Genomic DNA, 23123 nt, shown 5'->3' with positions numbered 1-23123 from the left:
CCTCACCACAGAGTGGCCCGTTCGTCTATCGGTTAGGACGCCAGGTTTTCAACCTGGAAAGAGGGGTTCGATTCCCCTACGGGCTGCCACTTTTCCCGAAATCACCGACCAGATCGTACCCGGCGACCCGCCGCTTGTTGCCTGTTGCCCTGTCAGCGGGGCGATTGCATGGGTCGCGGCTTCTTGGCATACTCGGACCAAGAAGACCGGGCACGGCCCGGCGATGTCCGAGCAGCAGAAAGTTATGCAAGATGCGGTTTTCCCTGGCAATTCTGGCAATCGCGGTCCTGTCGTCCTGTGGTGGCGGAAGGCCCGGAACCCCCAGTGCAACCGGCGAAATCAGTCAGGCCTGCATGGCGGGCGGGCGGTCGGCGGCGAACCGCCAGCTGTGTTCCTGCGTGCAGGCTGCTGCCAACCAGACCCTGTCGACCCGGGAACAGTCCCGCGCGGCGGAATTCTTTGGCGACCCGGATAAGGCACAGGACACCCGCACCGCCGACGGCCCGTCGGCAGAGGCGTTCTGGGCCCGCTACCGCAACTTTGTCACGACTGCCGAGGCGATGTGCCGTAGCTGAGGATCAGCCCGTCGGCGCAGGTCTCGATCAGGTTCAGGCAGCCTTCGAAATCGCGGGTGTAATAGGGATCGGGAACGATGTCCCCTGCCCCCTCTGGCCCGAAATCGGTGAAAAGCTTCACAGGGGTCGTCCGACCCATCGGGCGTTGCCGTTCGACAGCTTCAAGGTTTTCGCGGTCCATCACAACGATCAGGTCGAACCGGTCGAAATCACCGGGACGGAATTGTCGCGCGCGCAGATCCGAAATATCGATCCCCCGCGCGAGCGCCGCCTTCTGCATCGGCGGGTAAGGGGTTTCGCCCACATGCCAATTGCCGGTTCCGGCGCTGTCGGTGTCCCAGTCGGGCGCGCGGGTCCGCACCACCCCTTCGGCAGCAGGCGACCGGCAGATATTCCCAAGACAGACAAACAAGACCCGCATTCGTCTCCCTCCAAGATTGCGCCCCGACCATGGCCGGATCGTCCCCAGATCACTTATTGACCGATGGACGACACGTCAAAGGTAGCACGGCGCCGCCCCGCCCGCGACTGATTTGCTGTCGAAGGCGGGGCGGTGGGTGGTCTAGTTTCCGTGGTTCATCGTCCCGCCGTGCCCCATCGGCATGCGATTGTTATCGACGACCGGGGTAACGGCAATCTCCTCTCCGGTGTCGAGGACAAGAATGATCTCGATCTCTTCCCCATCGATGAACGGGGTGCTGACGCCCATGAACATGACGTGATTGCCGCCGCGTTCCAGCACCAGTTCGCTGCCGGCGGGAAGGTCGAACCCTTCTTCGACGTGCCGCATACGCATCACACCGTTGCCTTCGTCGACATGGGTGTGCAGTTCGGTCCGCGCCGCAAGGTCAGAGCGGACACCGACGACCCGCAGGTCGGTTTCGCCAGTGTTTTCAATGACCATGAAGGCCGCGCCGTTTGGCCCGCCAGAGGAGATGGCATAGGCATCGTGCACTTCGACGTCAGCGGCAAAGGCGGGGAGTGCCAGAAGGGTGGCGCTGACCGCGCCAATTAGGGTGGATTTGAAGGACATCGCTGTCTCCTGTCTGTTGTCTGAAATCTTGGAAGGGAAGTCAGACAAAAACAGGCGGGCCGCGGGCCGACGGGCACGGTGCCACAACAGGGGCGGCAAGGGTGGCGACGTCGCCGCCAAACCGGAACGGCCGCAGTGTCAGATCGACCGCGCCGGTTGCGGGTGGGTGCTGCGTGTCGGTGAAATGAAGGATGCAATCGGGACAGAAATGCGCGGCGGCGCCCTGTTCGACGGGTTGCCCATTGGCGTCCAGCGCCACGGTCACCGCCTGTCCGCCGATGCACAGAACCGCCTCGCCCACGGCGGGGGCCTGCCCACGCGCCGCCGCCATCTGCTGGGTCGTCACCAGCAGGGCAAGGGCCATCAGGACAGCCACGAAGGGGCGCATCAGTTTCATGGGCTAACCGCTAGCACCTGCACAGGGCGGGGAAAAGCGCCAGAAGGTCGCGGCGGCGGAAATGCGAACGCCCGGCGCGGGGGCCGGGCGGTGCAATTCGATCTGTCGATGATCGGATCAGTTGGCGGCGGCGGCCGCGATCATCTTCTTGACCTTCAGGGCCTGGGTCGACAGCTGGTCATCCTTGGCTTTGGCAAGGAAGGCGTCCAGACCACCCCGGTGGTCAACGGTGCGCAGCGCGGCCGAGGACACGCGGAACCGGAACGACCGGCCCAGAGCATCGGATTGCAGGGTTACGTCCTGCAGGTTCGGCAGAAAGCGGCGGCGGGTCTTGTTGTTGGCGTGGCTGACATTGTTGCCAGTCATCGGGCCTTTACCGGTCAGTTCGCACTTGCGCGACATGGGTCTATTCCTTTGTTGTTGTCCCGGCCCCCGGGGCCGGCTTTGTGTTGGCGGGCAATGCCCATCAGGGGCCAGCACATGCAGGCCCCGTCACAAGGGCGGGGCAATAGGCAGATTCCTCTGGTCCGTCAAGCGGGAAAGGCGTTTGGTCTGGTGTTCGGCACCTGACGATGGATACTCACCTTTCCTCTGACACGGCCTCGATTACGCGTCGGGTCCGGGAGGCCGGGCTGCGAGACGAAACGTCGTTCGCGCCAAAAGGGTCAATCTCCGCTCAAGAAAGGACCACACCCGCTGACGACATCCGCTTTTCAGCAACATTCGTCGATGCGGCTGCGAGAGTTCCGTCCTTCACAACGGTAACGTCATAGCCTCGGCTTCTGGCCGCCAGCGCCGTCTTCTGTACACAATAGTTAAAGTCCAAACCAACGAGGCGCAGTTTGCCGATGTTGAGGCGCTCCAAAAGAGCATCCAGTTCGCCGGTTTCAAAGGCATCCTGCACACGCTTTACAACGACATGTTCGGGAAATGACGAGAATTGCTCGGCAAGTTCGGTCCCTTCACTGCCTTCTATGGCCTGACCTTTCATCGTGAGGGTCGCCAGAGCCTTCGTGGAGGGGATCGACCATTCCTGGCGAACGGCAATAACGGGATGGCCTTGGGCCCTTGCAGAATTTACTTCCTCAAGAATGGTGCTTGCAGCGGCTTCTTTTGCAGCGTCAGAGTAAGGACCGCGTTCCCAGAATACGGACTGTAAATCAATCAGCAGAAGCGCCGATCCTGTTCGTTCCGGTATCGGTGTTCCGACGCTGACCGAACCGATGCGCCGAATACCGTTGCCGAGCCAGAGTATGATGAAAAGGACTACGGCACCCAAACCAATTCCGAACGTCATTCGCTCTCTCCCGCTCGTTTTTTCAAGCTGTCCGTCACTGCGGATACGACCGCAAGCGCTGTAGCAACGTCTTCATTGCTTAGATTTTCACCTAGCTCCTCCACGAGTTTCATTTCCTTTGAGATGATCTCTTCGATGACAGCGCTGCCGCGATCGGTCAAAGCAAGGATAGGTGAGCGCTTGTGGCGAGGATTTGAGCGTTGCTCGATGAAACCTGAAGCCAGCGTCTCGTTGCACATGATCTGGACGTATTGCCGTTTGATTTCGAGCCTTGCCGCAAGCTCTGGGACTGTCTGGTCTCCGTACTTGTCCAGTATCTCCAGCACGGCCCGCATCCGGACGGACAGGTTGGTTCCGATCAGACCGGCTTCAACGCAGGCTTCTGCCGCCTGCATCAAGGGGCGCGACATCCAAATCAGTCGGTGAAGGTGTTCTGCTTTCATGTTGACATTATACATGTCATTTTGACAAGCTCAATGTCAATTTTTACGAAAGCTGACATTGGTGCACCTTGAAGCATCTGGCAGACCGGGCTCAAAGCCGCGATCGGACTGTTTCTCTCAAGTCTCCTGTGCGCGTGTTCGACACCCTGCCATTCTCAGACATGTTGTGCCCGAAGGTGACCCCTAGCTGTCACTTGCCAGAACGGCGGCGGCGGCGCGGGCGGGGCTCAGTTCTCCACGCAGGACGGCGGCTTCGGCGTCGCGCATCCGGGCGGCCAGCGCCCCGTCCCCGGCGATCCGGGCCAGAAGCTGCAGGCGCACCTCCTCCTCGAACCAGTGGCGGGCCTGTTCCGTGCGGCGGCGGGCAAAATGCCCCTGATCGCGGCGCCAATCGGTCAGCGCTTGCATCTCGGCCCAGGCGTCGGACAGACCCGTGCCTTCGACGGCAGAAACGGTCAGCGCCTTGGGGAACCCGTCCGGGTCTTGCGGCCGTTTGCGCAGAAGACGCAGGGCACCGGCATAATCGGCGCAGGTGCGCATCGCTTGCGGTTTCAGATCGCCATCGGCCTTGTTCACCAAGATCATGTCGGCGATTTCCATGATCCCGCGCTTGACCCCCTGCAATTCGTCGCCGCCCGCCGGGGCCAGCAGCAGCAGGAACAGGTCGCACATCTCGGCCACCATGGTTTCCGACTGGCCCACGCCCACGGTTTCGATCAGCACCACGTCGAACCCTGCCGCCTCGCACAGGGCCACCGCCTCGCGGGTGCGGCGGGCCACCCCGCCCAGCTGGCTTTGCGATGGCGAGGGGCGGATAAAGGCATTCGGGTCGCGCGACAGGCGTTCCATCCGGGTCTTGTCGCCAAGGATCGACCCGCCGGTGCGGGCGCTGGACGGATCAACGGCCAGAACCGCGACCCGCAGCCCCTGCCCCGTCAGATGCAGTCCGAAGGCTTCGATAAAGGTCGATTTCCCGACCCCCGGCGTGCCCGACAGGCCGATCCGCAGCGCCTGCCGGTCATGGCCCACGGCCTCCAGCAGGGCCATGGCCTGATCGCGGTGGTCGGCGCGGCCGCTTTCAACAAGGGTGATCGCGCGGGCAAGGGCGCGACGGTCCCCGGCGCGCAGCCGGTCAGCAAGGTCTTGGATATCCGGGGTCTTGGTCATGTGCCCTTCTTAAGGGCTGGGTCGTCCCTGTCCAGTGGCGGCATCACCTCAGGCAGAAAGACCCGCCTGCGCCATCAGTGCCGCCGCCTCTGCCTCTTCCAGACGTTCGCGGCCCCGGCCCATGACCGGCACCTTTCCCACCTCCAGCAGCAGGGGCGCGGCAAGCGGGGTGACGCGCCCGGCCCGGATATGGTCGACCCGGCCCGCCGTCCGCGCGAGCATCTCCTCGATCCGGCCAAAATCGACCAGCCCGCGCATCGCCTCTTCTTGCGTGATCCGCATCATCAGGTGGTCGGGATCGTAGCGGCGCAGGGTGTCATACAGGATATCGCTGGAAAACGTCGCCTGTTTTCCCGATTTGCGGTTCTGCGGCAGGTTCCGTTCGATCAGCCCCGCGATCGTCGCCACCCCGCGAAAGGTCCGCTTCATCACGGCGTTGCCGCCCAGCCATGTGTCCAGCCCGTCGCGCAGCCCCTCGGCCCGGAACAGGGGCGCGGGGTCGTCCACCGGGTCCAGCCCCCAGATCAGAGTGGCATAGTCGCTCGACACGAAGCCAAGCGGTCCAAGCCCCAACTCCTCCATCCTCTGGGTCAGCAAGAGGCCAAGGGTCTGCTGAGCGTTCTTGCCGGCAAATCCGTAGACACAGGTATGCGCCCGCCCGTCATGCGGGAAACTTTCGACAAGGATACGGTCGGCTTCGGGCATCCGGCTGACCTGCCGTTGCAGTGACAGCCATTCCGCAGTGTGACGCGGCAGGTCGGGCCAGCTGTCCTGCGCCAAAAGATCAAGGATGCGGGCCGAAAGCTGTGTGGTGGTCGCGAATTTCGTACCGCTGAAGACCGCCAGCCGGGGTTTCTTGGCCGAAGACCGGCTGACCTCGACCACCATCTCGCGCAATGCGTCATAGCGCACGATTTGCCCGCCGATCAGGAAGGTGTCGCCGGGCGAAAGGCTGGCGGCGAAACTTTCCTCGACCTCGCCCAGCGGCTTGCCCGCGCCGCGCATCCGCACCTTGAGCGTTTCGGTGTCCTGAATGGTGCCAAGGTTCATGCGGATCCGCTGGGCCGCGCGCGGGTCGCGCAATTGCCACATGTTGTCGGGTCGCTGCTTCAGCCGCTGCCAGCGGTCATAGGCCCGCAGCGCATAGCCCCCTGTCGCCACGAAATCGAGGCAATCGTCGAACTCTGCCCGGGTCAGCCCGGCATAGGCCCCGACCGTGCGGACCTCGGCCAGCAGGTCGGCCTCGTCAAAGGGTCCGGCACAGGCCCGGATCAGGATATGCTGGCAGAGCACGTCGCGCGGCCCCGGCCCTTTGGGATCGCCGTCCAGATCGCCATCGCGGGCGGCCTCGAGCGCGGCACGGCATTCAACCACCTCGAACCGGTTGGCGGGCACCAGCCGCGCCTTGGACGGCGCGTTGTAGCGGTGATTGGCCCGCCCGATCCGCTGGATCAGCCGTTTGACGTTCTTGGGCGCACCGACCTGCACCACAAGGTCCACATCGCCCCAATCGATCCCAAGATCCAGCGACCCGGTGCAGACGATGGCCCGCAACGCGCCCGCGACCATCGCGGCCTCGACCGCCTCGCGCTGGTCGCGGCTGAGGCTGCCGTGGTGGATGCCGATGGGCAGGCCGTCGTCATTGGCCAGCCAGAGATTGTGAAAGAAGATTTCGGCCTGGGCGCGGGTGTTGTGAAAGATCAGCGTCGTCTTGTGTTGCCGCACCAGATCAAGGATCGCCGGGATCGCATAGGCCCCACCACCCCCGGCCCAGGGCGGCGGGTCGTCGGTTTCCAACATGGCGATATCGGGCGGCGGGCCGGGGTCGGCCTGAATGATCTCGCAGGGGTCCGGGTGACGGGCAAGTTGCGCCGCAAGGCCCGCCGGGTCTTCGACAGTGGCCGAAAGGCCCACCCGGCGCAGCCCCGGCGACAGGGTTTCAAGCCGCGACAGCGCCAGCATCAGCTGATCTCCGCGTTTGGATTCCGCCAAGGCGTGAATCTCGTCCACGATGACCCGCTTCAGCCCGGCAAAGATCCGGTGCGCGTCTTCGTAGGAGGTGAGCAGCGCAAGGCTTTCCGGGGTAGTCAGAAGGATATGGGGCGGATCGGCGCGCTGCCGCTTTTTCTGGGTGGCGCTGGTGTCGCCGGTCCGGTCCTCGATCCGGATGGGCAGGCCCATATCCTCGACCGGAGTGCGCAGGTTGCGGCGGATATCAGCGGCCAGAGCCTTGAGCGGTGAGACATAGAGCGTGTGAAGGCCCTGATGCGCCCCGTCCGCCAGTTCCACCAGCGAGGGCAGGAACCCGGCCAGCGTCTTGCCCCCGCCCGTCGGCGCGATCAGCATCAGCGCCGGGGCGGCGGCGCGGTCCAACATGGCCTGCTGATGCGGGTGGATGGCCCAGCCCCGGCGGGCGAACCACGACTGGAAGAGGGGCGGAAGGGCGGTCATGCCCCTGAAAGTGACCGGGCGGGCGGCAAGGTCAAGGGCGGATCGACCTGCCCCCTTGCCTGCGCCGCGCCGGGCGGGCATCACCGGGGCATGGCCCATGCATTCACCCTTGCCGGAACCCCGCTTCACGCCCTGCCCAGCGGGGCGCTTTGGCTGCCGGATCATGCGGGCTTGTGCGTGTCGGACCTGCACCTTGGGAAATCCGAACGGATCGCGCGGCGCACCGGCGGGCTGTTGCCCCCGTATGAGGTGCAGGCCACGCTAGACAAGCTGGAGGCGGACATCGCGGCCCGCGACCCCGAAACGGTGATCTGCCTTGGCGACAGTTTCGACGATCTGTCCTCGGCCGACGCGCTGGAACAGGATGCCGTGGATCGCTTGGCGACGCTACAGGCGGGGCGGCGCTGGGTCTGGATCGAAGGCAACCATGATCCGGGGCCCGTGGCATTGGGCGGCACACACCTGAATGAACTGACCCTGGCCGGGTTGACCTTTCGGCACATTGCCCTGCCCCATGCGGCCCCGGGCGAGGTGTCAGGCCATTATCACCCCAAGCACCGGATCAGCGGCGGTTGGCGGCCTGCGTTCCTTTTTGACCGCATGCGGCTGATCCTGCCGGCCTATGGCACCTATACCGGCGGGCTGCGGTCATCCGACCGGGCCTTTGCAGGGTTGTTTCATTCCCCCGCCGTGGCGGTCATGACCGGGCCCCGTGCCTTGGCCGTGCCCTTCTCTCCGCCCGTTTCCGGATGATCCACCGGTTCAGCTGAAAGATTGAACAACCCACTCTCGACAAGCTCGGGCTTGTATTTGCGGCTAACCGGGATTTCCGTGCCGTCGGTCAGCATCAGGAAATCCCGTCCGGATCGGCGAAACGCCCCCGATACGGCCGCGTCGGCCACCCAATGGGACCGGTGCGTGCAATGACCGGGTATGCCTTCCATCTCGGCGATGGCGTCGGCAAAGCGCATCAACAGCCGATGATAGGCGCCGTCTTCCATGAAGACCTCGACATAATGGTCATCGACCGACAGCCGTTGGATCTTGCCTGTGACCCCTTCGGGCAGACGATCGGCCAGACGTGGCCGGAACGGCGGTTCCGGCGCGCCGATGCCAAGGATGAAATATCCCAGAACCGACATGATCGCGCAGACCGCACCGATCAGGATGAACAGTTCAAGGACCACCATACTCGGGGCCATGTTAACCCCGATCATCGCGTCCGTTACATAATAGATGATCGGCGCATAGAGCGCCGCGAAGCCAAGAATCCGGATCGCTTCAAGACGCGCGAAGCCAACCTCGGCGCCGAACGCCCGATCCGTTGCGCGGCGCACCCAGTAGCCCAAGGCCACCGATATCGCGATCAGCCCAAACCAATAGACGGCGCGGGTCCAAAACGGCATCGACGTATAGGTGTCGAATGGGCCGGTAACAGTCGCGGCGATGGACGCCGCAAGCCATGCGATGACCACCCTACGCGCACTCAGACATTGCCAAACTGGCGAAAGCAACGAAAACAAGAACTCCTCCATCCGGTCTGCGCCGGTTGGAGGGGTCGATATCAACTCGACCGCGGCCTGAAAACCTGCCGAGGTCGAAACAGTTCCCAGCGTTGCACGAATGTGTCACGCGGCATCACCCCGGCAACTCTGTGCCGGGAGGACGCATGGTTGCGTTTCATATCAGGCAGTTAGCCCTTCAGGCTCGGCCAGCCCATGGGCCCGGCAGCAGGCGGTCAGGGTGTTGGCCAGAAGGCAGGCAATCGTCATCGGACCGACCCCGCCGGGCACTGGCGTGATTGCCCCGGCCACCTCGGCGCAGCTGTCATAATGGCAGTCGCCGACAAGACGGGCCTTGCCCCCTTCTGCGGCAGGCGGCAGGCGGTTGATGCCCACGTCAATCACGGTCGCGCCCGGCTTGATCCAGTCGCCCGGCACCATTTCCGGGCGGCCCACGGCGGCCACGACGATATCGGCACCACGCACCACATCGGCGATGTCCTTGGTGCGGCTATGGGCGATGGTCACGGTGCAGCTGTCGCCCAGCAGAAGCTGGGCCATCGGCTTGCCCACGATGTTCGAGCGGCCGATCACCACCGCGTTCATCCCCGACAGCGACCCGTGATGGTCGCGCAGCATCATCAGACAGCCCAGCGGCGTGCAGGGCACCATGGATTTCTGTCCAGTGCCCAGAAGGCCCACATTGGAAATATGGAACCCGTCCACGTCCTTCGCCGGGTTGATCGAGTTGATCACCAGATCCGAATCCAGATGGCCGGGCAGCGGCAGCTGCACAAGGATGCCATGCACCGCCGGATCGTTGTTCAGGGTGTCGATCAGCGCCAGCAGGTCCGCCTCGGATGTATCGGCGTCCAGCTTGTGTTCGTAAGAGTTCATCCCGACTTCGACGGTCTGCTTGCCCTTGGACCGGACATAGACCTCGCTGGCCGGGTCTTCGCCCACCAGAACCACGGCAAGGCCGGGGGTGATCCCGTTTTCTTCTTTCAGGCGCGCCACATGGGCGGCGACGCGGGCGCGGACATCGGCCGCAAAGGCCTTTCCGTCGATGATTTTGGCAGACATTCCCTTGCCTCCTCTTTCTTCTGGCGGATGCCACGGGGCACCCTGAAATTGGTCGCCCGAACTGAAAAGGGGCATGGCACCTTTTGCGCCATGCCCCCTGTTCAGATCAAGCCGATCGTCAGAACAGACCTTCGATCAGGCCTTCGTCATTCAGCCGGATATTTTCGGCCGACGGGACGCGCGGCAGGCCCGGCATGGTCATGATCTCGCCGCAGATGACGACAACGAAACCGGCCCCGGCGGACAGGCGCACCTCGCGGATCGGAACGGTGTGGCCGGTGGGGGCACCGCGCCAGTTCGGATCGGTCGAGAAGCTGTACTGCGTCTTGGCCATACAGATCGGCAGGTTGCCATAGCCCTGTGCTTCCCATTCCTTGAGCTGGTCACGGATCTTCTTGTCCGCAATTACCTCGTCGGCGTGGTAGATGCGCTTGGCGATGGTGTCGATCTTCTGGAACAGCGGCATGTCGTCGGGGTAGAGCGGGGCAAAGTTCGCCATGCCCGCATCGGCCACTTCGGCCACGCGCTTGGCCAGCTCCTCGGTCCCTTCCGAGCCCTTGGCCCAGTGCTGGCACAGGATCGCTTCGGACCCCTGTTCCTTCACATAGGCTTTGACGGCTTCGATTTCGGCATCGGTGTCGGTGACGAAATGGTTGATCGCAACGATCACCGGCACACCGAAGGATTTGACGTTGGCGATGTGACGGCCAAGGTTCGGGCAGCCCTTCTTGACGGCATCGACGTTTTCCCCGCCCAGGTCAGCCTTGGCAACGCCGCCGTTCATCTTCATCGCGCGGACAGTGGCCACGACGACGACCGCATCGGGGGCAAGCCCGGCCTTGCGGCACTTGATGTTCATGAACTTCTCGGCGCCAAGGTCGGCCCCGAAGCCGGCTTCGGTCACGACGTAGTCGGCGATCTTCAGCGCGGTGGTGGTCGCGATGACAGAGTTACAGCCGTGCGCGATGTTGGCGAAGGGGCCGCCATGCACGAAGGCCGGGTTGTTTTCCAGCGTCTGCACAAGGTTCGGCTGCATCGCATCCTTCAGAAGGACGGTCATCGCGCCATCGGCCTTGATGTCGCGGCAGTAGACCGGCGACTTGTCGCGGCGGTAGGCAACGATCATGTCGCCCAGACGGCGCTGCAGGTCTTCCAGCGAGGTTGCAAGGCAGAGGATCGCCATGACCTCGGAGGCCACGGTGATGTCGAACCCGGCTTCGCGGGGGAAACCGTTGGACACGCCGCCAAGGCTGGCGGTGATCTGACGCAGGGCGCGATCGTTCATGTCGACAACGCGGCGCCATGCGACCCGGCGGATGTCGATATCAAGCTCGTTGCCCCAGTAGATGTGGTTGTCGATCATCGCCGACAGCAGGTTGTGGGCGCTGGTGATCGCGTGGAAGTCGCCGGTGAAGTGAAGGTTCATGTCCTCCATCGGGACAACCTGCGCATAGCCACCGCCAGCGGCCCCGCCCTTCATCCCGAAGTTCGGCCCGAGGGACGCTTCGCGGATGCAGACGGCGGCTTTCTTGCCGATCCGGTTCAGACCGTCGCCAAGACCCACGGTGGTGGTGGTCTTGCCTTCGCCCGCCGGGGTCGGGTTGATCGCGGTCACAAGGATCAGTTTGCCGTTGGGCCGGTCCTGAACACTGTTTATGAAATCCTGGCTGACCTTGGCCTTGTCGTGGCCGTAGGGCAGAAGGTCGTCCGAGCCGATACCCAGCTTGGCGCCGATTTCCTGAATCGGGCGCTTCTTGGCCTCGCGGGCGATTTCGATGTCGGTCTTGTAGCTCATGATGGTCGTATCCCTGTGTCCGCAGACAGTTGCGTCGCCCATTGCATACAAAGAAAGCGACGCCCCCTGCACCGCGATTGCGACATTTCTACGCTGGGAATCGGCGGTTCCCGCCCTGTCTGTTGCCGAAAGGAAACCGTCAGGAGGGAATGAACTGATAGATTTTTTCTATTGAAGGCTGTGGATGCCCCCGCGCGGTTCAAAACCGAAAAGGGCGAAGAATCAGCCGGGCATCCAGCCGCGCTGATCGGGGATATGCAGGCGCAGCTGATCGCCCAGCCGCAGCAGTCCGGGCCGTTCGACCCAGGCCGTCACACCTCGCTTGCCTTCGGCCGCGGGCTTGAACGCCTTGCCGTGTCCGGGGGCGGCCTTTTCGATGGTCAGGGCCGGGAACTGGCAGGGCCGGTTCTGCATATCCACGGTCAGGGTTGCGCCGCTGTCGGCCTGAAGCCGCGAGGACGGGGGCAGGTGCGAAAAGTCCGGCAGACCTTCGACGACGATCGAAGCGCCGACAAGCGCCGGGTCGATTTGGTCCAGCCCGAGTGTTGCGGCGATTTCCGCCAGTTCCTCGGCGCTGACGACAGACAATTGCCGGGTGTTCCGGATCTCGGTTCCCTTGGGGTATTGCGACTTGACCCGGCTGCACGAGGGTCGGGTTTCACCCGCGTGCACATCGTCCGGGTTCCCCGCCCAGGTCAGCGCCATTTCGGTCAGCGGGTGGCTGTCCAGTTCCGGCGCGTCGCGGTGGTGCATCACCCCCAGCCAGGTGATCGTTCCATAGTGGTCGGTCGGGACGAGGGCGGGCATCGGCGGCTCCTGTTTGGTTTCGCGAAAGCAGACGAAAGCCGGGCAAAGGTGTCAACCCGGATCACGCGCCTCGACGACCGACACTTAAAGCCTTTCGAGTCTGCATTGCATTGCTTGTTCGCTGCCTTTCGCTGCGCTCATACGGGAAAGGCGATTCCGTGTGTTTCAACGAAATCTCGAAACGCTGTGGAACAGCCGCCAGGCGCAAACGGAAACCCCGAAACCTTGCGTAGGTTTCGGGGTTCCAATCGTTCCGGACCGGCTCGCTTATGCGGTGGGTTCCGGCTCCATCCCGCCATCGCCGTCCTTGGGCTTGGACTTCTTGCGGGACTTCGCTTTGGGGATCGCGACGACCGACGGCTTCTCTTCGGCCTCGGCGGCATTGCCGCCATCGCTGTCGTCGGGGTGCGGGGGTTCGCCGCGCATCACCCGTTCGATCTCTTCGCCGGTCAGGGTTTCATATTCCAGAAGGCCCTGCGCCAGACGGTCCCATTCGTCCTTCTTTTCGGTCAGGATCTGGAAGGCGCGATCGTAGGCTTCGCCGATGAAGCGCTTCACCTCTTCCTCGATCATTTCCTTGGTATGGGCCGAGACCGAGAAACCTGCGGTGTTCCCCTGATAGCCTTCATGGGCTTCGGCATAGTCGATGTTGCCGACCTTGTCGGACATGCCCCAGCGCAACACCATGGCCCGGGCCAGCGCGCTGGCCTGCTGGATGTCACCGGCGGGCCCGTTCGACACGTCGTCTTCGCCGTATTTCAGGATTTCCGCAGCCTTGCCGGCCATGGTCATCGCCAGCTTCTGTTCGCATTCGGATTTGTGCCAGTTCAGGCGGTCAATCTCGGGCAGGGACACCACCATGCCCAGCGCGCCACCGCGCGGGATGATCGTGGCCTTATAGACCGGATCGCACTTGGGTAGGGTCAGACCGACTACGGCGTGGCCTGCCTCGTGATAGGCGGTCTTTTCCTTCTGGTCCTGTGTCAGCACCATGGACCGCCGTTCGGCGCCCATCATCACCTTGTCCTTGGCGTTTTCGAAATCGACCATGGTGACAAAGTTGCGGCCGATGCGGGCGGCCATCAGCGCCGCCTCGTTCACGAGGTTGGCAAGGTCGGCGCCGGAAAAGCCGGGCGTGCCGCGGGCGATGATCCGCAGGTCCACATTCGGGCCAAGCGGCACCTTGCGGGCGTGCACGTTAAGGATCTTTTCGCGGCCCTTGATATCCGGGTTCGGCACCGTGACCTGACGGTCGAACCGGCCCGGACGCAGCAGCGCGGGGTCCAGAACGTCACGGCGGTTGGTGGCGGCGATGATGATCACACCCTCGTTCGCCTCGAACCCGTCCATTTCGACCAGAAGCTGGTTCAATGTCTGTTCGCGTTCGTCATTGCCGCCGCCATAGCCGGCCCCACGGGCGCGGCCCACGGCGTCGATCTCGTCGATGAAGACGATGCAGGGGGCGTTCTTCTTGGCCTGTTCGAACATGTCGCGGACGCGGGACGCGCCGACACCGACGAACATTTCCACGAAGTCAGAGCCCGAGATGGTGAAGAAGGGCACGCCCGCCTCGCCCGCGATGGCACGGGCCAGCAGCGTCTTACCGGTGCCCGGAGGGCCAACCAGGAGCGCCCCTTTGGGGATCTTGCCGCCAAGGCGCGAAAACTTCTGCGGGTTGCGCAGGAATTCGACGATCTCTTCCAGTTCTTCCTTGGCCTCGTCGATCCCGGCCACGTCGTCAAAGGTGACGCGCCCGTGCCGTTCGGTCAGCAGCTTGGCTTTGGACTTGCCAAAGCCCATGGCGCCGCCCCGGCCACCGCCCTGCATCCGGTTCATGAAGTAGATCCAGACGCCGATGAGCAGAAGGAAGGGCAGAAGCGACAGAAGGAAGGTCTGGAACGTGCTTTGTTCCTGGCTTTCCGCCGAGAAGGGCACGCCACGGTCGGTCAGTTCGGCGATCAGGATACCGGTGGTTTCCTGCGACGCGGGCATGATCGTGGTGAATTTGCCGGAGGCCGTGGTATACACCACCTGCTCTCCGTCGATCGTGACATTGGTCACGCTGCCATCACGCACTTCGGACAGGAACTCCGAATAGGCGGGCATCCGGCTTTGGACGGTATTGTTGTCGCCGCTGAATACGCTGAACAGGGCGAGGATCATCAGAAACAAGACGACCCAGAAGACAAGATTGCGCGCGTTGCCCAAGGGGGAACTCCTTTGAAATCCGCTTTTCCGGGGCGAGAGTCGCGCCCCGTGCTTGCGACTTAAAATAGGGATCGCGCGGGGTTGTTCAATGCGAATGCAGAAATGACATGAAATCCGCGACAATCCGCACCGACCATTCGGGATTGAAACCCGCCAGCGGGGCGGCGATCAGGGTCTCTTTGTCCCAGATCGCGGGGCTGGACAGCAGGCTGTCGCGCGGCCGGCCGGTGTCGCGCCAATCCGGGCAATCCCTGACGGCCTCGCCCAGCGCCCGAACCTCCAACCCCGGCGCATGGGGACCATCAACCGCCCAGCGGCCATCCCAGACCCCTGTTGTCGGGCAGGTGGTGGCCCGCACGGCGTTCCATTCCCGGCTGATACGGATCACCCCGTCGCGTTCGGTCACAAGACAGCCCGCCAGCGTATGCTTGCCCACCAGCGACAGCCCGGCGGACAGCTCCACCAGTGCCGACCAGCGCGGCGGGTAATCGCCGCGCCCGACCCAGCGCAGCCCGGCGACCAGCAGCCGGTTGATGATCTCGGGGTGGATCGGCGGGCGGGACCGGCGCGGGATCAGGACGTCGCCCCCGTCGATGGTCACGTGGGCACGCGCGGCCTCGGACGTGTAATGGGTCAGCGCGGACCGCGCCCCGCGCAGGGCATCGGCGGAATGGAACAGCTCCTCCACCCCGATCCCCAACTCTGTCAGGGCCGACAAGGCCTTGCGCGTCCGGGCCCGGTCGAACCGGTCGTCTTCATTGGTCGGATCGTCGATCCACGGCACCTCGTGCCGGCGCAGGTAGTTCCGCAGGTCCGCGCGGCTTTGCTGCCACAAGGGCCGCGCCCAGCGCATCCCGTCCCGTTCGAACTGCACGTCCATCGCTGCCAACCCGTCCAGTCCCGATTTCCGGGCCAGCCGCATCAGGAAGGTTTCGGCGATGTCGTCGGCGGTATGGCCCAAAAGGACTCCGCCAATCCCCCTGCCCTTCGCCCAAGCGCCGATAAGGCGGATGCGGGCACGGCGGGCGGCGTCCATCACATTGCCGCGCCCGTCCCAATCGTCCCAGCGCAGGATCGCGTGATTGATCCCCAGCCCTTCGCAATAGGCAGCAACAGCGCGGGCCTCGTCCGCACTGTCAGACCGCAATCCGTGGTCGACGGTCACCGCCTCCAGCACCTTGTCGGTGCCGTGCAAGACCTCGTAGGCAACGTGCAGCAGCGCCATGGAATCGCCGCCGCCCGAAACCGCGACGGCAATCCGTTCCGGCATTGTTGGAAAGAGGGCGGTGCCGACGAAATGGCGCAACTGGGCGTCAAATGCGGCGGTGTCGTCGGCTGTAGCGGTCACTGGCACCCAAAGGTGCGGCGGGCGGTATCCGCGTCAAAGCTTGCCTCGCTTCCGGGGAAGCGTGTGCCGACCTCTGCCAGGGTAATGCAGGCATCCTGCACCTGCCCGATCGCACCAAGCGCAAAGCCCAGCTTGAACAGGGCGTCTGGCGCGGTGTCCCCGGCCTGATCGGTCGAGAAACTTTCCAGATAGGCGCGGGCGGCGTTGGTCATCTCGCCCATGCTTTCCAGCGCCTCGCCCCGCAGGTAGTGGGCGCGGGCGTTCAGCGGTCCGCCCGGGTAGGTCTGGACAAAGGCCGCAAACTGGTCAGCGGCGCCGCGAAAGTCACCCGCCGAAAGGGCGGCCTCCGCCCGTTCGAAATCCGACTGTTCGTTGATCGCCAAAACCGGGCCACCATTGTCAGGTTGGGCCGTGGGCACCGACACCGCGTTGTCGATGCCGCCAAGGCTGGGCGTGTCGCCCAGCGCGCCGATATCGCAGCCCTCTTCCAACTCACACAGCCGGAATTCAAGGTCGCCGATCCGGTTGGTCCCATCGGCGGTGATCCGGTTGATCCGGAATTCCAGCTCTTCGGTTTTCGAGGTCAGCAATTGCAACTGCGCCTCGATACTGTCGAGCCGTTCCAGCGGGGTATTGCCGCCGATCTGGGTGGTGGGGGCGCCGGTGGTGGACAGTTCGACTTTCAACCGCTGGATTTCGACATAAAGCACCGAAAGCTCTTGCCGGATATCGGCAAGGGTCTGGTCCTGCGCGGCGACCGGGGCTGGCAGGGCCAGCCCGGTCATGATGGCGATTGCGGCTGCGGTGGAACGGAACATGGCGGCCCCCTTTACGAAACGATCAGCTTAGCGACCCGATCGAGATCACTGTCACGGCCCGACGGTTCTGGGTGTAGCAGCTTTCGTCCGAACAGACAGCAATCGGGCGTTCCTTGCCGTAAGACACGGTGCGGATGCGGGACGCCGGGACGCCCTGCGAAATCAGGTATTCGCGGACCGCGTTCGCGCGGCGTGCGCCAAGGGCAAGGTTATATTCGCGGGTGCCCTGTTCGTCAGCGTGGCCCTCGATCACGGCAAGGTAGTCAGAGTTGGTCAGCAGCCACTGGGCCTGACCGTTCAGGGTGACCATCGCTTCGGGCGTCAGGGTCGACTGGTCAACGGCGAACAGCACGCGGTCGCCGACGGTCTGGCTGAAATAGGCCGGGCTGGTCGGGTCATTCACGCCGCCCATGGCCCCGTCGGCGCCATTGGCGTTCAGGTCAACGGTATTGCCTCCGCCAAAGCGGTTGGGATTGGTACAGGCTGCGGTGGAGAGGGCCACAAGAAGCAGGGCCGCTTTCATCAGGGTGCGCATGGGTAAAGTCCTTTTGGGTCTTATTGGTGCTCGATTGGCGGAAAGATAGCACGGGCCGCCCCCCATGGGAATGCGGCCCGACGATGGCTAGCGTTGCAGCGGGCCCCAGCTGGGGTCAGAGGCGAAAGACGGGGTCGCGACCTGCCGCAGGTTCCGCCCGGAGATATCGACCGAATACAGCGACGGCGCCCCGCTGGCCCCCTGGGTTTCGCGGAAGAACATGATGACCCGTCCGTTCGGCGCCCAGGTCGGCCCTTCGTCAAGGAAAGAGGACGTCAGCAGACGCTCTTCCGACCCGTCAGTGCGCACGACACCGATGTGGAACCGTCCGGCGTTCTGCTTGGTAAAGGCAATCAGGTCGCCGCGCGGGGACCAGACCGGCGTGCCATAGCGGCCGTCGCCAAAGGAAATGCGCCGCGCCTCGCCGCCATCGGCGGACATGATATAAAGCTGCGGGCTGCCGGACCGGTCACTTTCGAAGACGATCTGGCTGCCATCGGGCGAAAAGCTGGGGGCGGTTTCGATCGACGGTGCGCTGGTCAGGCGGGTGTTCTGGCCCGTTGCCAGATCGGTGCGCCAGATATCGGTATTGCCGCCGTTGGACAGGCTGTAGATCACCTGCCGGCCATCGCGGCTGAACCGGGGCGAGAAAGACATCTCGCCCGGCGCGGTCGTGATTTGCTGCCGCCCGACATTGGCCACGTCCAGCACGTTGATCCGGGGAAAGCCGCTTTCAAAACTGGTGTACAACACACGGTCGCCCGTGGGCGAGAACCGGGGCGCAAGAACAAGGGCCGCGCTGTCAGTCAGGTATTGGATATTGGCCCCGTCATAGTCCATGATCGCTAGCCGTTTCTGCCGGTCGCCCTTGGGCCCGGATTCAGACACAAAGACCACGCGGCTGTCGAAATAGGCCCCTTCGCCGGTGACCCGGGTGTAGACCGTATCGGCCACCTTATGGGCCATCCGGCGCCAGCCATCGACAGACCCCACGAATTGCAGACCGTCGCCCATCTCGGTCCCCGAGAAGACATCATAAAGCCGGAACTTCACCACCACCTGATTGCCCGAAACGGACACCGCCCCGGTGATCAGCGCCTGCGCGTTGATCGCGCGCCAGTCGGCGTAGGACACCGATTGGGCAAAACTGGAATGCTGGCTGATGAAGGCAGAGGCCGGGATCTGCCGGAACAGCGCCGTGTTGACCAGATCGTCGGCCACCACCTGGCTGATCTGCGCCGCCATCTGTTCAGAACCGGCGGTTTCAGCCTGAAACACCGGCAGGGCAAAGGGCAAGGGTTCGATCACCCCATCGGTGATGGTCAGCCGCAGGGGGCCGTTCTGCGCCATGACGGGCGCGGCAAGGGGGCCTGCAAGCATAAGGGCAAGAAACAGGGCCAGTAGTCGTTTCATCATTTCGGTCCTCGGGTCCGGGATCGGGTCCAGTCAAAGCCTGTGTCGGCATTGACATTCAATAACAACGCACCTGTCGGTGCAGGGGGAAAATGCGCGGAAGCTTGCCGTATCCGCATCAGCGTAGCCTCATGCCGGTGGGGTCAAAGGTGATTTCCACCTCTTTCCAGTGGTCGTATTTGTCGGCGGGCAGGTCATAGCCGCCGCTGCCCTGACAGCGCAGAATGGCGCGGCGGGCGGTCTGATAGGCGGTTTCGGCCTGCGCCGCTGTCCCACCGGTTGACGACAAAAGCCGCACAGTGTTGCCGACGACCTTGCCGTCCTGCCCCAGATCAAAGCCGACCGTCACCGTCACCCGCGCCCATTCGGCACCCGGATCGACGTTCCAGCACCCGTTGACGGCGACGCGGAACGCCTCGCGCTCTGATCCGGTCATCGGTGGGCCTGCGGGGGCCGAGGTCGGCTGCGGGGCACTGGCCAGCGCATCGGCAAGGGCCGCCGCGACGGCATCCTCCTGCGGCGCTTCGTTCGCCGGGGCCGGGGCCTCGGCGGTCCGGGTTTCGGGTTCCGCCGGTTGCGGGGCGGGCCGGTTCGGGCGGCTGCGCGGCCGGACCGAGGTTTCGACCGCACCGGACGGGGTTTCCGCCTCGGTCACGATTTCGGGGGCGGCCTCTTGCGGGGCGGTTGCCTCTTGCGCTTCCTCTGCCACCTCGGGGGTTTCCTGCGCGTCCGGCGCAACCTCGACCTGCACCTCGGGCGCGGTTTCGGCCTCGGGTGGCGGCGGCGGGGCGGGCGTGTCGGCGATGCGCGGCGATGGGCGGGGGACCGGACGCGGGCTTTCGGTCAGATCAGCGGCAGAGGGCGGCTCGACCGGCTGTACAAGGTCGGGCACGTTTTCCTGCACCTCGGCCGGGGGTGTCGGCGGGGCAGGCGGCGCGGGCGGCGGCGCCTCCTCTGCCGGGGCCTCGGTAGGGGATGGTGTATCCTGCGCCGGGGCGACATCGGGTTCGGTCGCGGGGGGGGTCGGCGTCTCTTCGATCGCCGGCACGGCGGGGGCATCGGGCGCGTCGGGCAGCGGGTTGGGCGTGGTGGCCCGCACCAGTTGGTCATACTCCTCGCCCGACACCATGGCGACCTCGATCACCTCGAAGTCCAGCGGCTCATGATTCAGCCCCCAACCGATCAGCAGCCAGCTGATCAGCGCGACATGGCTGACGCCCGAGATATACTGACCGGGTGACACGGCGCGGCCGCCCTATCCGTCCGACCCCGTACGGGTCGCGGCATCGGTGACAAGCCCGATGTTGGTGAAGCCGGCGGCATTCAGAAGGCCCATGACATGGGCCACCCTGTCCCAGCTGTTGGCGGCATCAGCCCGGACGAAGACCCGGTCGCTGTCGCGTTCGGCCAGTACCGCCTGCAACTTCGCGACCAATTCGGCCTCGGCCGTTTCCGTGGTCTGGATGGCAAGGGTGCCATCGGCGGCAATGGACACGGTCAGCGGTTCTTCCTGATCGGGCGGCAAGGCGGCGGCCTGGGTGTCAGGCATGTTCACCTCGATCCCAACGACCGACAGGGGGGCTGCCACCATGAAGATGATCAGAAGCACCAGCATCACGTCGACGAAGGGCGTGACGTTAATCTCGGACATGGGCCGGTTGCGGCGGCGACGGCGGCGGTGATTGCCCCCGTCATCCTGCTGGTTCTGTATCGCGGCGCCCATCGGTCAGCTGTCCAGCTGGCGCGACAGGATGGTAGCGAATTCGTCGGCAAAGGCCTCGTAGCCCGCGACGATGCGGTCCTGATCGGCGCTCAGTTTGTTATAGAAGATCGCCGCCGGGATCGCTGCCAGAAGCCCAAGGCCCGTTGCCAGCAGCGCCTCGGAGATACCGGGAGCGACGACCGCAAGGTTGGTGTTCTGCTGTTCGGCGATTTCGATGAAGGAATTCATGATCCCCCAGACGGTCCCGAACAGGCCCACGAAAGGCGCGGTCGAGGCGACGGTCGCCAACACCGGCAGGCCCTTTTGCAGGCGTTCGCTTTCCTTGGCGATGGCCACGTCCATGCTGCGGTCAATCCGGCCCTGTGCCCCCGCAATCAGCCCGCCATCCTGCCGGTGGCTGCGGCGCCATTCCAACATGCCCGAGGCAAATATCTTCTGGCTTTGCCCGGTGGGGCTCGTCCCGATCTGGTCGAACAATTCGTCCAGCGGCTCGCCCGACCAGAAGGACCGGTCGAAGACCGCCGCCTCGGCCCGGGCCTTGCGATACTGGATGATCTTGTCGATCACCACGGCCCAGCACCAGACAGAGGCGAGAACCAGAAGGATCATCACCAGTTTGACGATAAGGGTCGCGCGGGCAAAAAGCGCCCACATGGTATAGTCGGTTGCAACGTCCATAAGCCTGCTCGCTCGATTGTGTCCGGTGCTTTGACGTGCGCCGGTTCGTGTTTCTTGGCAGATTTACAGCATTTCGCCGCACAAAGCCAATAGAGCCGCGTTCACGTCCGCGTTTCAGCAGGTTTCAACCGGCGGGGCTTCGGCGGAATGCCGCCGGATCAGTGCAGCGGCTGGCGCAGGATGGCCGGAATGCGGGCGGGTGCCCCGGTCGGGCCGATGGCCACAAGGGTGACGATGGCCGCAAACAGGCGCTCTCCGTCGCGCAGGACGGTCTGGCGCAGCACCATGCGCGCGCCGGTCATCTGCTCCAGCTCCGTCTCGACCACCAGTTCGTCGTCGAACCGCGCGGGGTGAAGATAATCCGCCTCGACCCGCCGGACGGCGAAAACGATCCCCTCTTCCGCCTTCAGCCGTGCCTGATTCACCCCCAGTTCCCGCACCCATTCGGTTCGGGCCCGTTCGATGAATTTCAGGTAATTCGCGTAATAGACGATGCCCGCAAGGTCGGTGTCTTCATAGTAGACGCGAACAGGGAAACGGTGGGTCATGCGCTGGCCTTCGGTTGCAGTTCCCCGACGCTAGGGGCCGGGGGTCAGCCCGTCAACGGATAGCTGGCCAGCGGGGTATAGAGGGGGGCATCGTCCCGCAGGGTCGACTGGAACAGCGTCAGTTCATGCACATCGAAGGGCGGCAGCCGCACCCCGGCGTTGCGGGCGATAAACGCCTCCAGCCGTGTGCGCTCGGCCGGGTCGACCCGGCCCGGCAGGCGCGACAGGGTGATATGGGGGCGGAATTTCTCGTGTCGCAGGTCGATCCCGGACATGCGCACCATACGGCGCACCCGGTCCCGCAGGGCAACCAGCGCCGGGTCCGGGTCGATGGCGGCGAACAGGACGCGCGGCTTGTCGCCACCGAACAGGTCCACCCCCTGCCCCGTCAGGGTCAGCGGGCCGGTGCCGATCCCCTCCAGCCGCAGGTGCAGTTCCTCCAGCTTGTCCTCGGGCTGTTGGCCCAGATAGGCCAGCGTGATGTGATAGTTTTCGGGCGGCACGACGCGGCCGATGTCCAGCCTGTCGGCCATGCGGGTCACGGCGGCGATAGTCGCATCCGGCAACGGCAGGGCAAGGAACGCGCGGATCATGCCGCCCCCCCGGTCAGCGTCCGGGCATACAGGCGCAGGGCCAGCGACGGATCATTGCTGGCCGCAGGCAGGGTCGGGTCATAGGCCGCGCGGATCACCGCGCCCACCTCGGGTTTCAGCACCGCGACCCCCTTGGCCAGTGCCAGCGGCGATGTTTCGGCAAAGGCCCGGTCGCCCCACAGAAGGATCATCTGCGCCGCCTGGCTCAGGCACAGCGCATCGGCAGGCATATCCGCCACTGCCCCGGCCACGCGAATGAAGACCACGCAGACCTTGATCGCGCCCGCCTCGTCCATGCGGAAGGTGCGGTATTGGGTGGCTTCGGCTGCGATCAACCGATCCACCAGCCCGTCCAGCCCCGGCACCAGATCGCCAAGGTTCGGAACCCCTGACAGCTCTGCCCAGTCGCGGCAGAAGAACACCATCAGGTTCGCGCCCAGTTCGGGATCTGTCTCGGCCATCTTGTGGCCGGCAAGGGTGACGACGGCCTCAACCGCGCCCTTGAAAACCTCCAGCGTCTGGTCCTCGACCCCGAAGACCACGGGAACGATCGGGCGACCCCAGCGGGCGAAACGAAAGGCACCGTCGGCACCGGTGAACAGGGCCGCGACGGCCTCGGGGGTCAACAACTCTTCAGACATGGGACGGGTGCTAGCAAAGCGGACGGCGAGTCGCCAGATGGTCCGCGTCTAAACAGGGCGGTAGCAAG

25 protein-coding genes and 1 tRNA gene are annotated in these 23123 nt (G+C 64.4%); 3 read left to right on the top strand and 23 right to left on the bottom strand.

The features are described from left to right. The first annotated feature begins 14 nt into the window (after positions 1–14). Positions 15–89 (top strand) — tRNA-Glu (locus EU803_RS12650). A 162-nt stretch (positions 90–251) separates the two neighbouring features. Further along, positions 252–575, top strand: a complete 324-nt coding sequence (locus tag EU803_RS12645) for an arginine transporter (RefSeq protein ID WP_129683338.1) — start codon at positions 252–254, stop codon at positions 573–575. On the opposite strand, the gene EU803_RS12640 is transcribed toward EU803_RS12645, so the two are convergent. The 8 genes from EU803_RS12640 to EU803_RS12605 form a co-directional block, all read right to left on the bottom strand. Beyond that, positions 544–996 (bottom strand): low molecular weight protein-tyrosine-phosphatase, encoded by a 453-nt coding sequence (locus EU803_RS12640; RefSeq protein ID WP_129683336.1) that lies wholly within the window; start codon positions 994–996, stop codon positions 544–546. The two genes, EU803_RS12645 and EU803_RS12640, sit on opposite strands and share 32 nt — an antisense overlap. A 141-nt stretch (positions 997–1137) precedes the next feature. Then, positions 1138–1608: a copper chaperone PCu(A)C gene (locus EU803_RS12635; protein ID WP_129683334.1), complete on the bottom strand. Its 471-nt coding sequence runs from the start codon at positions 1606–1608 to the stop codon at positions 1138–1140. A gap of 40 nt (positions 1609–1648) precedes the next feature. Next, complete coding sequence (locus EU803_RS12630; protein ID WP_129683332.1) at positions 1649–2005, bottom strand: hypothetical protein; 357 nt, start codon at positions 2003–2005, stop codon at positions 1649–1651. Between the two features lie 117 nt (positions 2006–2122). Beyond that, the gene (gene rpmB, locus EU803_RS12625) at positions 2123–2407 is read right to left on the bottom strand and encodes a 50S ribosomal protein L28 (protein WP_129683330.1); all 285 of its coding nucleotides are present in this window, start codon (positions 2405–2407) and stop codon (positions 2123–2125) included. 274 nt (positions 2408–2681) lie between these two features. Beyond that, the gene (locus EU803_RS12620) at positions 2682–3302 is read right to left on the bottom strand and encodes an isochorismatase family cysteine hydrolase (protein ID WP_129683328.1); all 621 of its coding nucleotides are present in this window, start codon (positions 3300–3302) and stop codon (positions 2682–2684) included. Further along, positions 3299–3745: a MarR family winged helix-turn-helix transcriptional regulator gene (locus EU803_RS12615; protein ID WP_242494361.1), complete on the bottom strand. Its 447-nt coding sequence runs from the start codon at positions 3743–3745 to the stop codon at positions 3299–3301. Before EU803_RS12615 ends, EU803_RS12620 begins: the two co-directional genes overlap by 4 nt. A gap of 183 nt (positions 3746–3928) precedes the next feature. Continuing rightward, positions 3929–4912 (bottom strand): methylmalonyl Co-A mutase-associated GTPase MeaB, encoded by a 984-nt coding sequence (gene meaB, locus EU803_RS12610; RefSeq protein ID WP_129683327.1) that lies wholly within the window; start codon positions 4910–4912, stop codon positions 3929–3931. 48 nt (positions 4913–4960) lie between these two features. Then, positions 4961–7363: a ligase-associated DNA damage response DEXH box helicase gene (locus EU803_RS12605; protein WP_129683325.1), complete on the bottom strand. Its 2403-nt coding sequence runs from the start codon at positions 7361–7363 to the stop codon at positions 4961–4963. 90 nt (positions 7364–7453) lie between these two features. Here EU803_RS12605 and pdeM point away from each other — a divergent pair, with 90 nt between their 5' ends. Further along, entirely contained in the window at positions 7454–8116 is a 663-nt protein-coding gene (gene pdeM / locus EU803_RS12600) for a ligase-associated DNA damage response endonuclease PdeM (protein ID WP_129683323.1), read from the top strand. On the opposite strand, the gene EU803_RS12595 is transcribed toward pdeM, so the two are convergent. The 15 genes from EU803_RS12595 to EU803_RS12525 form a co-directional block, all read right to left on the bottom strand. Further along, the gene (locus EU803_RS12595; protein WP_165352832.1) at positions 8041–8838 is read right to left on the bottom strand and encodes a LytTR family DNA-binding domain-containing protein; all 798 of its coding nucleotides are present in this window, start codon (positions 8836–8838) and stop codon (positions 8041–8043) included. The two genes, pdeM and EU803_RS12595, sit on opposite strands and share 76 nt — an antisense overlap. A gap of 210 nt (positions 8839–9048) precedes the next feature. Next, the gene (gene folD / locus EU803_RS12590; protein ID WP_129683320.1) at positions 9049–9948 is read right to left on the bottom strand and encodes a bifunctional methylenetetrahydrofolate dehydrogenase/methenyltetrahydrofolate cyclohydrolase FolD; all 900 of its coding nucleotides are present in this window, start codon (positions 9946–9948) and stop codon (positions 9049–9051) included. Between the two features lie 118 nt (positions 9949–10066). Beyond that, complete coding sequence (locus tag EU803_RS12585; protein ID WP_129683318.1) at positions 10067–11743, bottom strand: formate--tetrahydrofolate ligase; 1677 nt, start codon at positions 11741–11743, stop codon at positions 10067–10069. Positions 11744–11965: 222 nt separating this feature from the next. Further along, a complete protein-coding gene (locus EU803_RS12580; protein WP_129683316.1) occupies positions 11966–12550 on the bottom strand; it encodes an MOSC domain-containing protein in 585 nt (194 codons plus the stop codon). 267 nt (positions 12551–12817) lie between these two features. Further along, complete coding sequence (gene ftsH / locus EU803_RS12575) at positions 12818–14758, bottom strand: ATP-dependent zinc metalloprotease FtsH (protein ID WP_129683315.1); 1941 nt, start codon at positions 14756–14758, stop codon at positions 12818–12820. Positions 14759–14843: 85 nt separating this feature from the next. Next, positions 14844–16106, bottom strand: coding sequence for a tRNA lysidine(34) synthetase TilS (gene tilS / locus EU803_RS12570; protein WP_242494360.1), 1263 nt, complete (start codon positions 16104–16106; stop codon positions 14844–14846). Then, positions 16103–16924 carry a tol-pal system protein YbgF gene (ybgF, locus tag EU803_RS12565; protein ID WP_129683313.1) on the bottom strand — a complete coding sequence of 274 codons (822 nt, stop codon included), beginning with the start codon at positions 16922–16924 and terminating at the stop codon, positions 16103–16105. The genes tilS and ybgF overlap by 4 nt, the downstream gene beginning before the upstream one ends. Before the next feature lie 22 nt (positions 16925–16946). After that, a complete protein-coding gene (pal, locus tag EU803_RS12560; RefSeq protein ID WP_129683311.1) occupies positions 16947–17459 on the bottom strand; it encodes a peptidoglycan-associated lipoprotein Pal in 513 nt (170 codons plus the stop codon). An 87-nt stretch (positions 17460–17546) separates the two neighbouring features. Next, on the bottom strand, positions 17547–18875 hold the full coding sequence (tolB, locus tag EU803_RS12555; RefSeq protein WP_207209199.1) for a Tol-Pal system beta propeller repeat protein TolB: 1329 nt from the start codon (positions 18873–18875) through the stop codon (positions 17547–17549). A gap of 115 nt (positions 18876–18990) precedes the next feature. Next, entirely contained in the window at positions 18991–20115 is a 1125-nt protein-coding gene (locus tag EU803_RS12550; protein ID WP_129683307.1) for an energy transducer TonB, read from the bottom strand. Positions 20116–20127: 12 nt separating this feature from the next. Further along, positions 20128–20595: a protein TolR gene (gene tolR, locus EU803_RS12545; RefSeq protein WP_129683305.1), complete on the bottom strand. Its 468-nt coding sequence runs from the start codon at positions 20593–20595 to the stop codon at positions 20128–20130. Between the two features lie 3 nt (positions 20596–20598). Beyond that, complete coding sequence (tolQ, locus tag EU803_RS12540) at positions 20599–21273, bottom strand: protein TolQ (protein WP_207209198.1); 675 nt, start codon at positions 21271–21273, stop codon at positions 20599–20601. Between the two features lie 158 nt (positions 21274–21431). Continuing rightward, a complete protein-coding gene (ybgC, locus tag EU803_RS12535; RefSeq protein WP_129683303.1) occupies positions 21432–21821 on the bottom strand; it encodes a tol-pal system-associated acyl-CoA thioesterase in 390 nt (129 codons plus the stop codon). 44 nt (positions 21822–21865) lie between these two features. Further along, positions 21866–22414 (bottom strand): RNA 2',3'-cyclic phosphodiesterase, encoded by a 549-nt coding sequence (thpR, locus tag EU803_RS12530; protein ID WP_129683301.1) that lies wholly within the window; start codon positions 22412–22414, stop codon positions 21866–21868. Then, positions 22411–23055: a hypothetical protein gene (locus EU803_RS12525; RefSeq protein ID WP_129683299.1), complete on the bottom strand. Its 645-nt coding sequence runs from the start codon at positions 23053–23055 to the stop codon at positions 22411–22413. Before EU803_RS12525 ends, thpR begins: the two co-directional genes overlap by 4 nt. Between the last annotated feature and the right edge of the window lie 68 nt (positions 23056–23123).

The sequence above is a fragment of the Loktanella sp. IMCC34160 genome (assembly GCF_004145845.1).
Classification (GTDB): domain Bacteria; phylum Pseudomonadota; class Alphaproteobacteria; order Rhodobacterales; family Rhodobacteraceae; genus SELP01.
Note: the sequence above shows the minus strand (reverse complement) of the source record. Positions and strands in the feature narration are given on the sequence as shown.

What these genes read in the sequence shown, in the direction of transcription:
- tolR (WP_129683305.1), bottom strand. Translation starts at nt 20,595, where the DNA reads ATGGGCGCCGCGATACAGAACCAGCAGGATGACGGGGGCAATCACCGC.
- pal (WP_129683311.1), bottom strand. Translation starts at nt 17,459, where the DNA reads ATGCGCACCCTGATGAAAGCGGCCCTGCTTCTTGTGGCCCTCTCCACC.
- EU803_RS12585 (WP_129683318.1), bottom strand. Translation starts at nt 11,743, where the DNA reads ATGAGCTACAAGACCGACATCGAAATCGCCCGCGAGGCCAAGAAGCGC.
- folD (WP_129683320.1), bottom strand. Translation starts at nt 9,948, where the DNA reads ATGTCTGCCAAAATCATCGACGGAAAGGCCTTTGCGGCCGATGTCCGC.
- EU803_RS12605 (WP_129683325.1), bottom strand. Translation starts at nt 7,363, where the DNA reads ATGACCGCCCTTCCGCCCCTCTTCCAGTCGTGGTTCGCCCGCCGGGGC.
- EU803_RS12635 (WP_129683334.1), bottom strand. Translation starts at nt 1,608, where the DNA reads ATGTCCTTCAAATCCACCCTAATTGGCGCGGTCAGCGCCACCCTTCTG.
- meaB (WP_129683327.1), bottom strand. Translation starts at nt 4,912, where the DNA reads ATGACCAAGACCCCGGATATCCAAGACCTTGCTGACCGGCTGCGCGCC.
- EU803_RS12645 (WP_129683338.1), top strand. Translation starts at nt 252, where the DNA reads ATGCGGTTTTCCCTGGCAATTCTGGCAATCGCGGTCCTGTCGTCCTGT.
- ybgF (WP_129683313.1), bottom strand. Translation starts at nt 16,924, where the DNA reads ATGTTCCGTTCCACCGCAGCCGCAATCGCCATCATGACCGGGCTGGCC.
- pdeM (WP_129683323.1), top strand. Translation starts at nt 7,454, where the DNA reads ATGGCCCATGCATTCACCCTTGCCGGAACCCCGCTTCACGCCCTGCCC.
- rpmB (WP_129683330.1), bottom strand. Translation starts at nt 2,407, where the DNA reads ATGTCGCGCAAGTGCGAACTGACCGGTAAAGGCCCGATGACTGGCAAC.
- thpR (WP_129683301.1), bottom strand. Translation starts at nt 22,414, where the DNA reads ATGATCCGCGCGTTCCTTGCCCTGCCGTTGCCGGATGCGACTATCGCC.
- EU803_RS12620 (WP_129683328.1), bottom strand. Translation starts at nt 3,302, where the DNA reads ATGACGTTCGGAATTGGTTTGGGTGCCGTAGTCCTTTTCATCATACTC.
- tolB (WP_207209199.1), bottom strand. Translation starts at nt 18,875, where the DNA reads ATGATGAAACGACTACTGGCCCTGTTTCTTGCCCTTATGCTTGCAGGC.
- EU803_RS12615 (WP_242494361.1), bottom strand. Translation starts at nt 3,745, where the DNA reads ATGAAAGCAGAACACCTTCACCGACTGATTTGGATGTCGCGCCCCTTG.
- EU803_RS12580 (WP_129683316.1), bottom strand. Translation starts at nt 12,550, where the DNA reads ATGCCCGCCCTCGTCCCGACCGACCACTATGGAACGATCACCTGGCTG.
- EU803_RS12525 (WP_129683299.1), bottom strand. Translation starts at nt 23,055, where the DNA reads ATGTCTGAAGAGTTGTTGACCCCCGAGGCCGTCGCGGCCCTGTTCACC.
- EU803_RS12640 (WP_129683336.1), bottom strand. Translation starts at nt 996, where the DNA reads ATGCGGGTCTTGTTTGTCTGTCTTGGGAATATCTGCCGGTCGCCTGCT.
- EU803_RS12630 (WP_129683332.1), bottom strand. Translation starts at nt 2,005, where the DNA reads ATGAAACTGATGCGCCCCTTCGTGGCTGTCCTGATGGCCCTTGCCCTG.
- tolQ (WP_207209198.1), bottom strand. Translation starts at nt 21,273, where the DNA reads ATGGACGTTGCAACCGACTATACCATGTGGGCGCTTTTTGCCCGCGCG.
- ybgC (WP_129683303.1), bottom strand. Translation starts at nt 21,821, where the DNA reads ATGACCCACCGTTTCCCTGTTCGCGTCTACTATGAAGACACCGACCTT.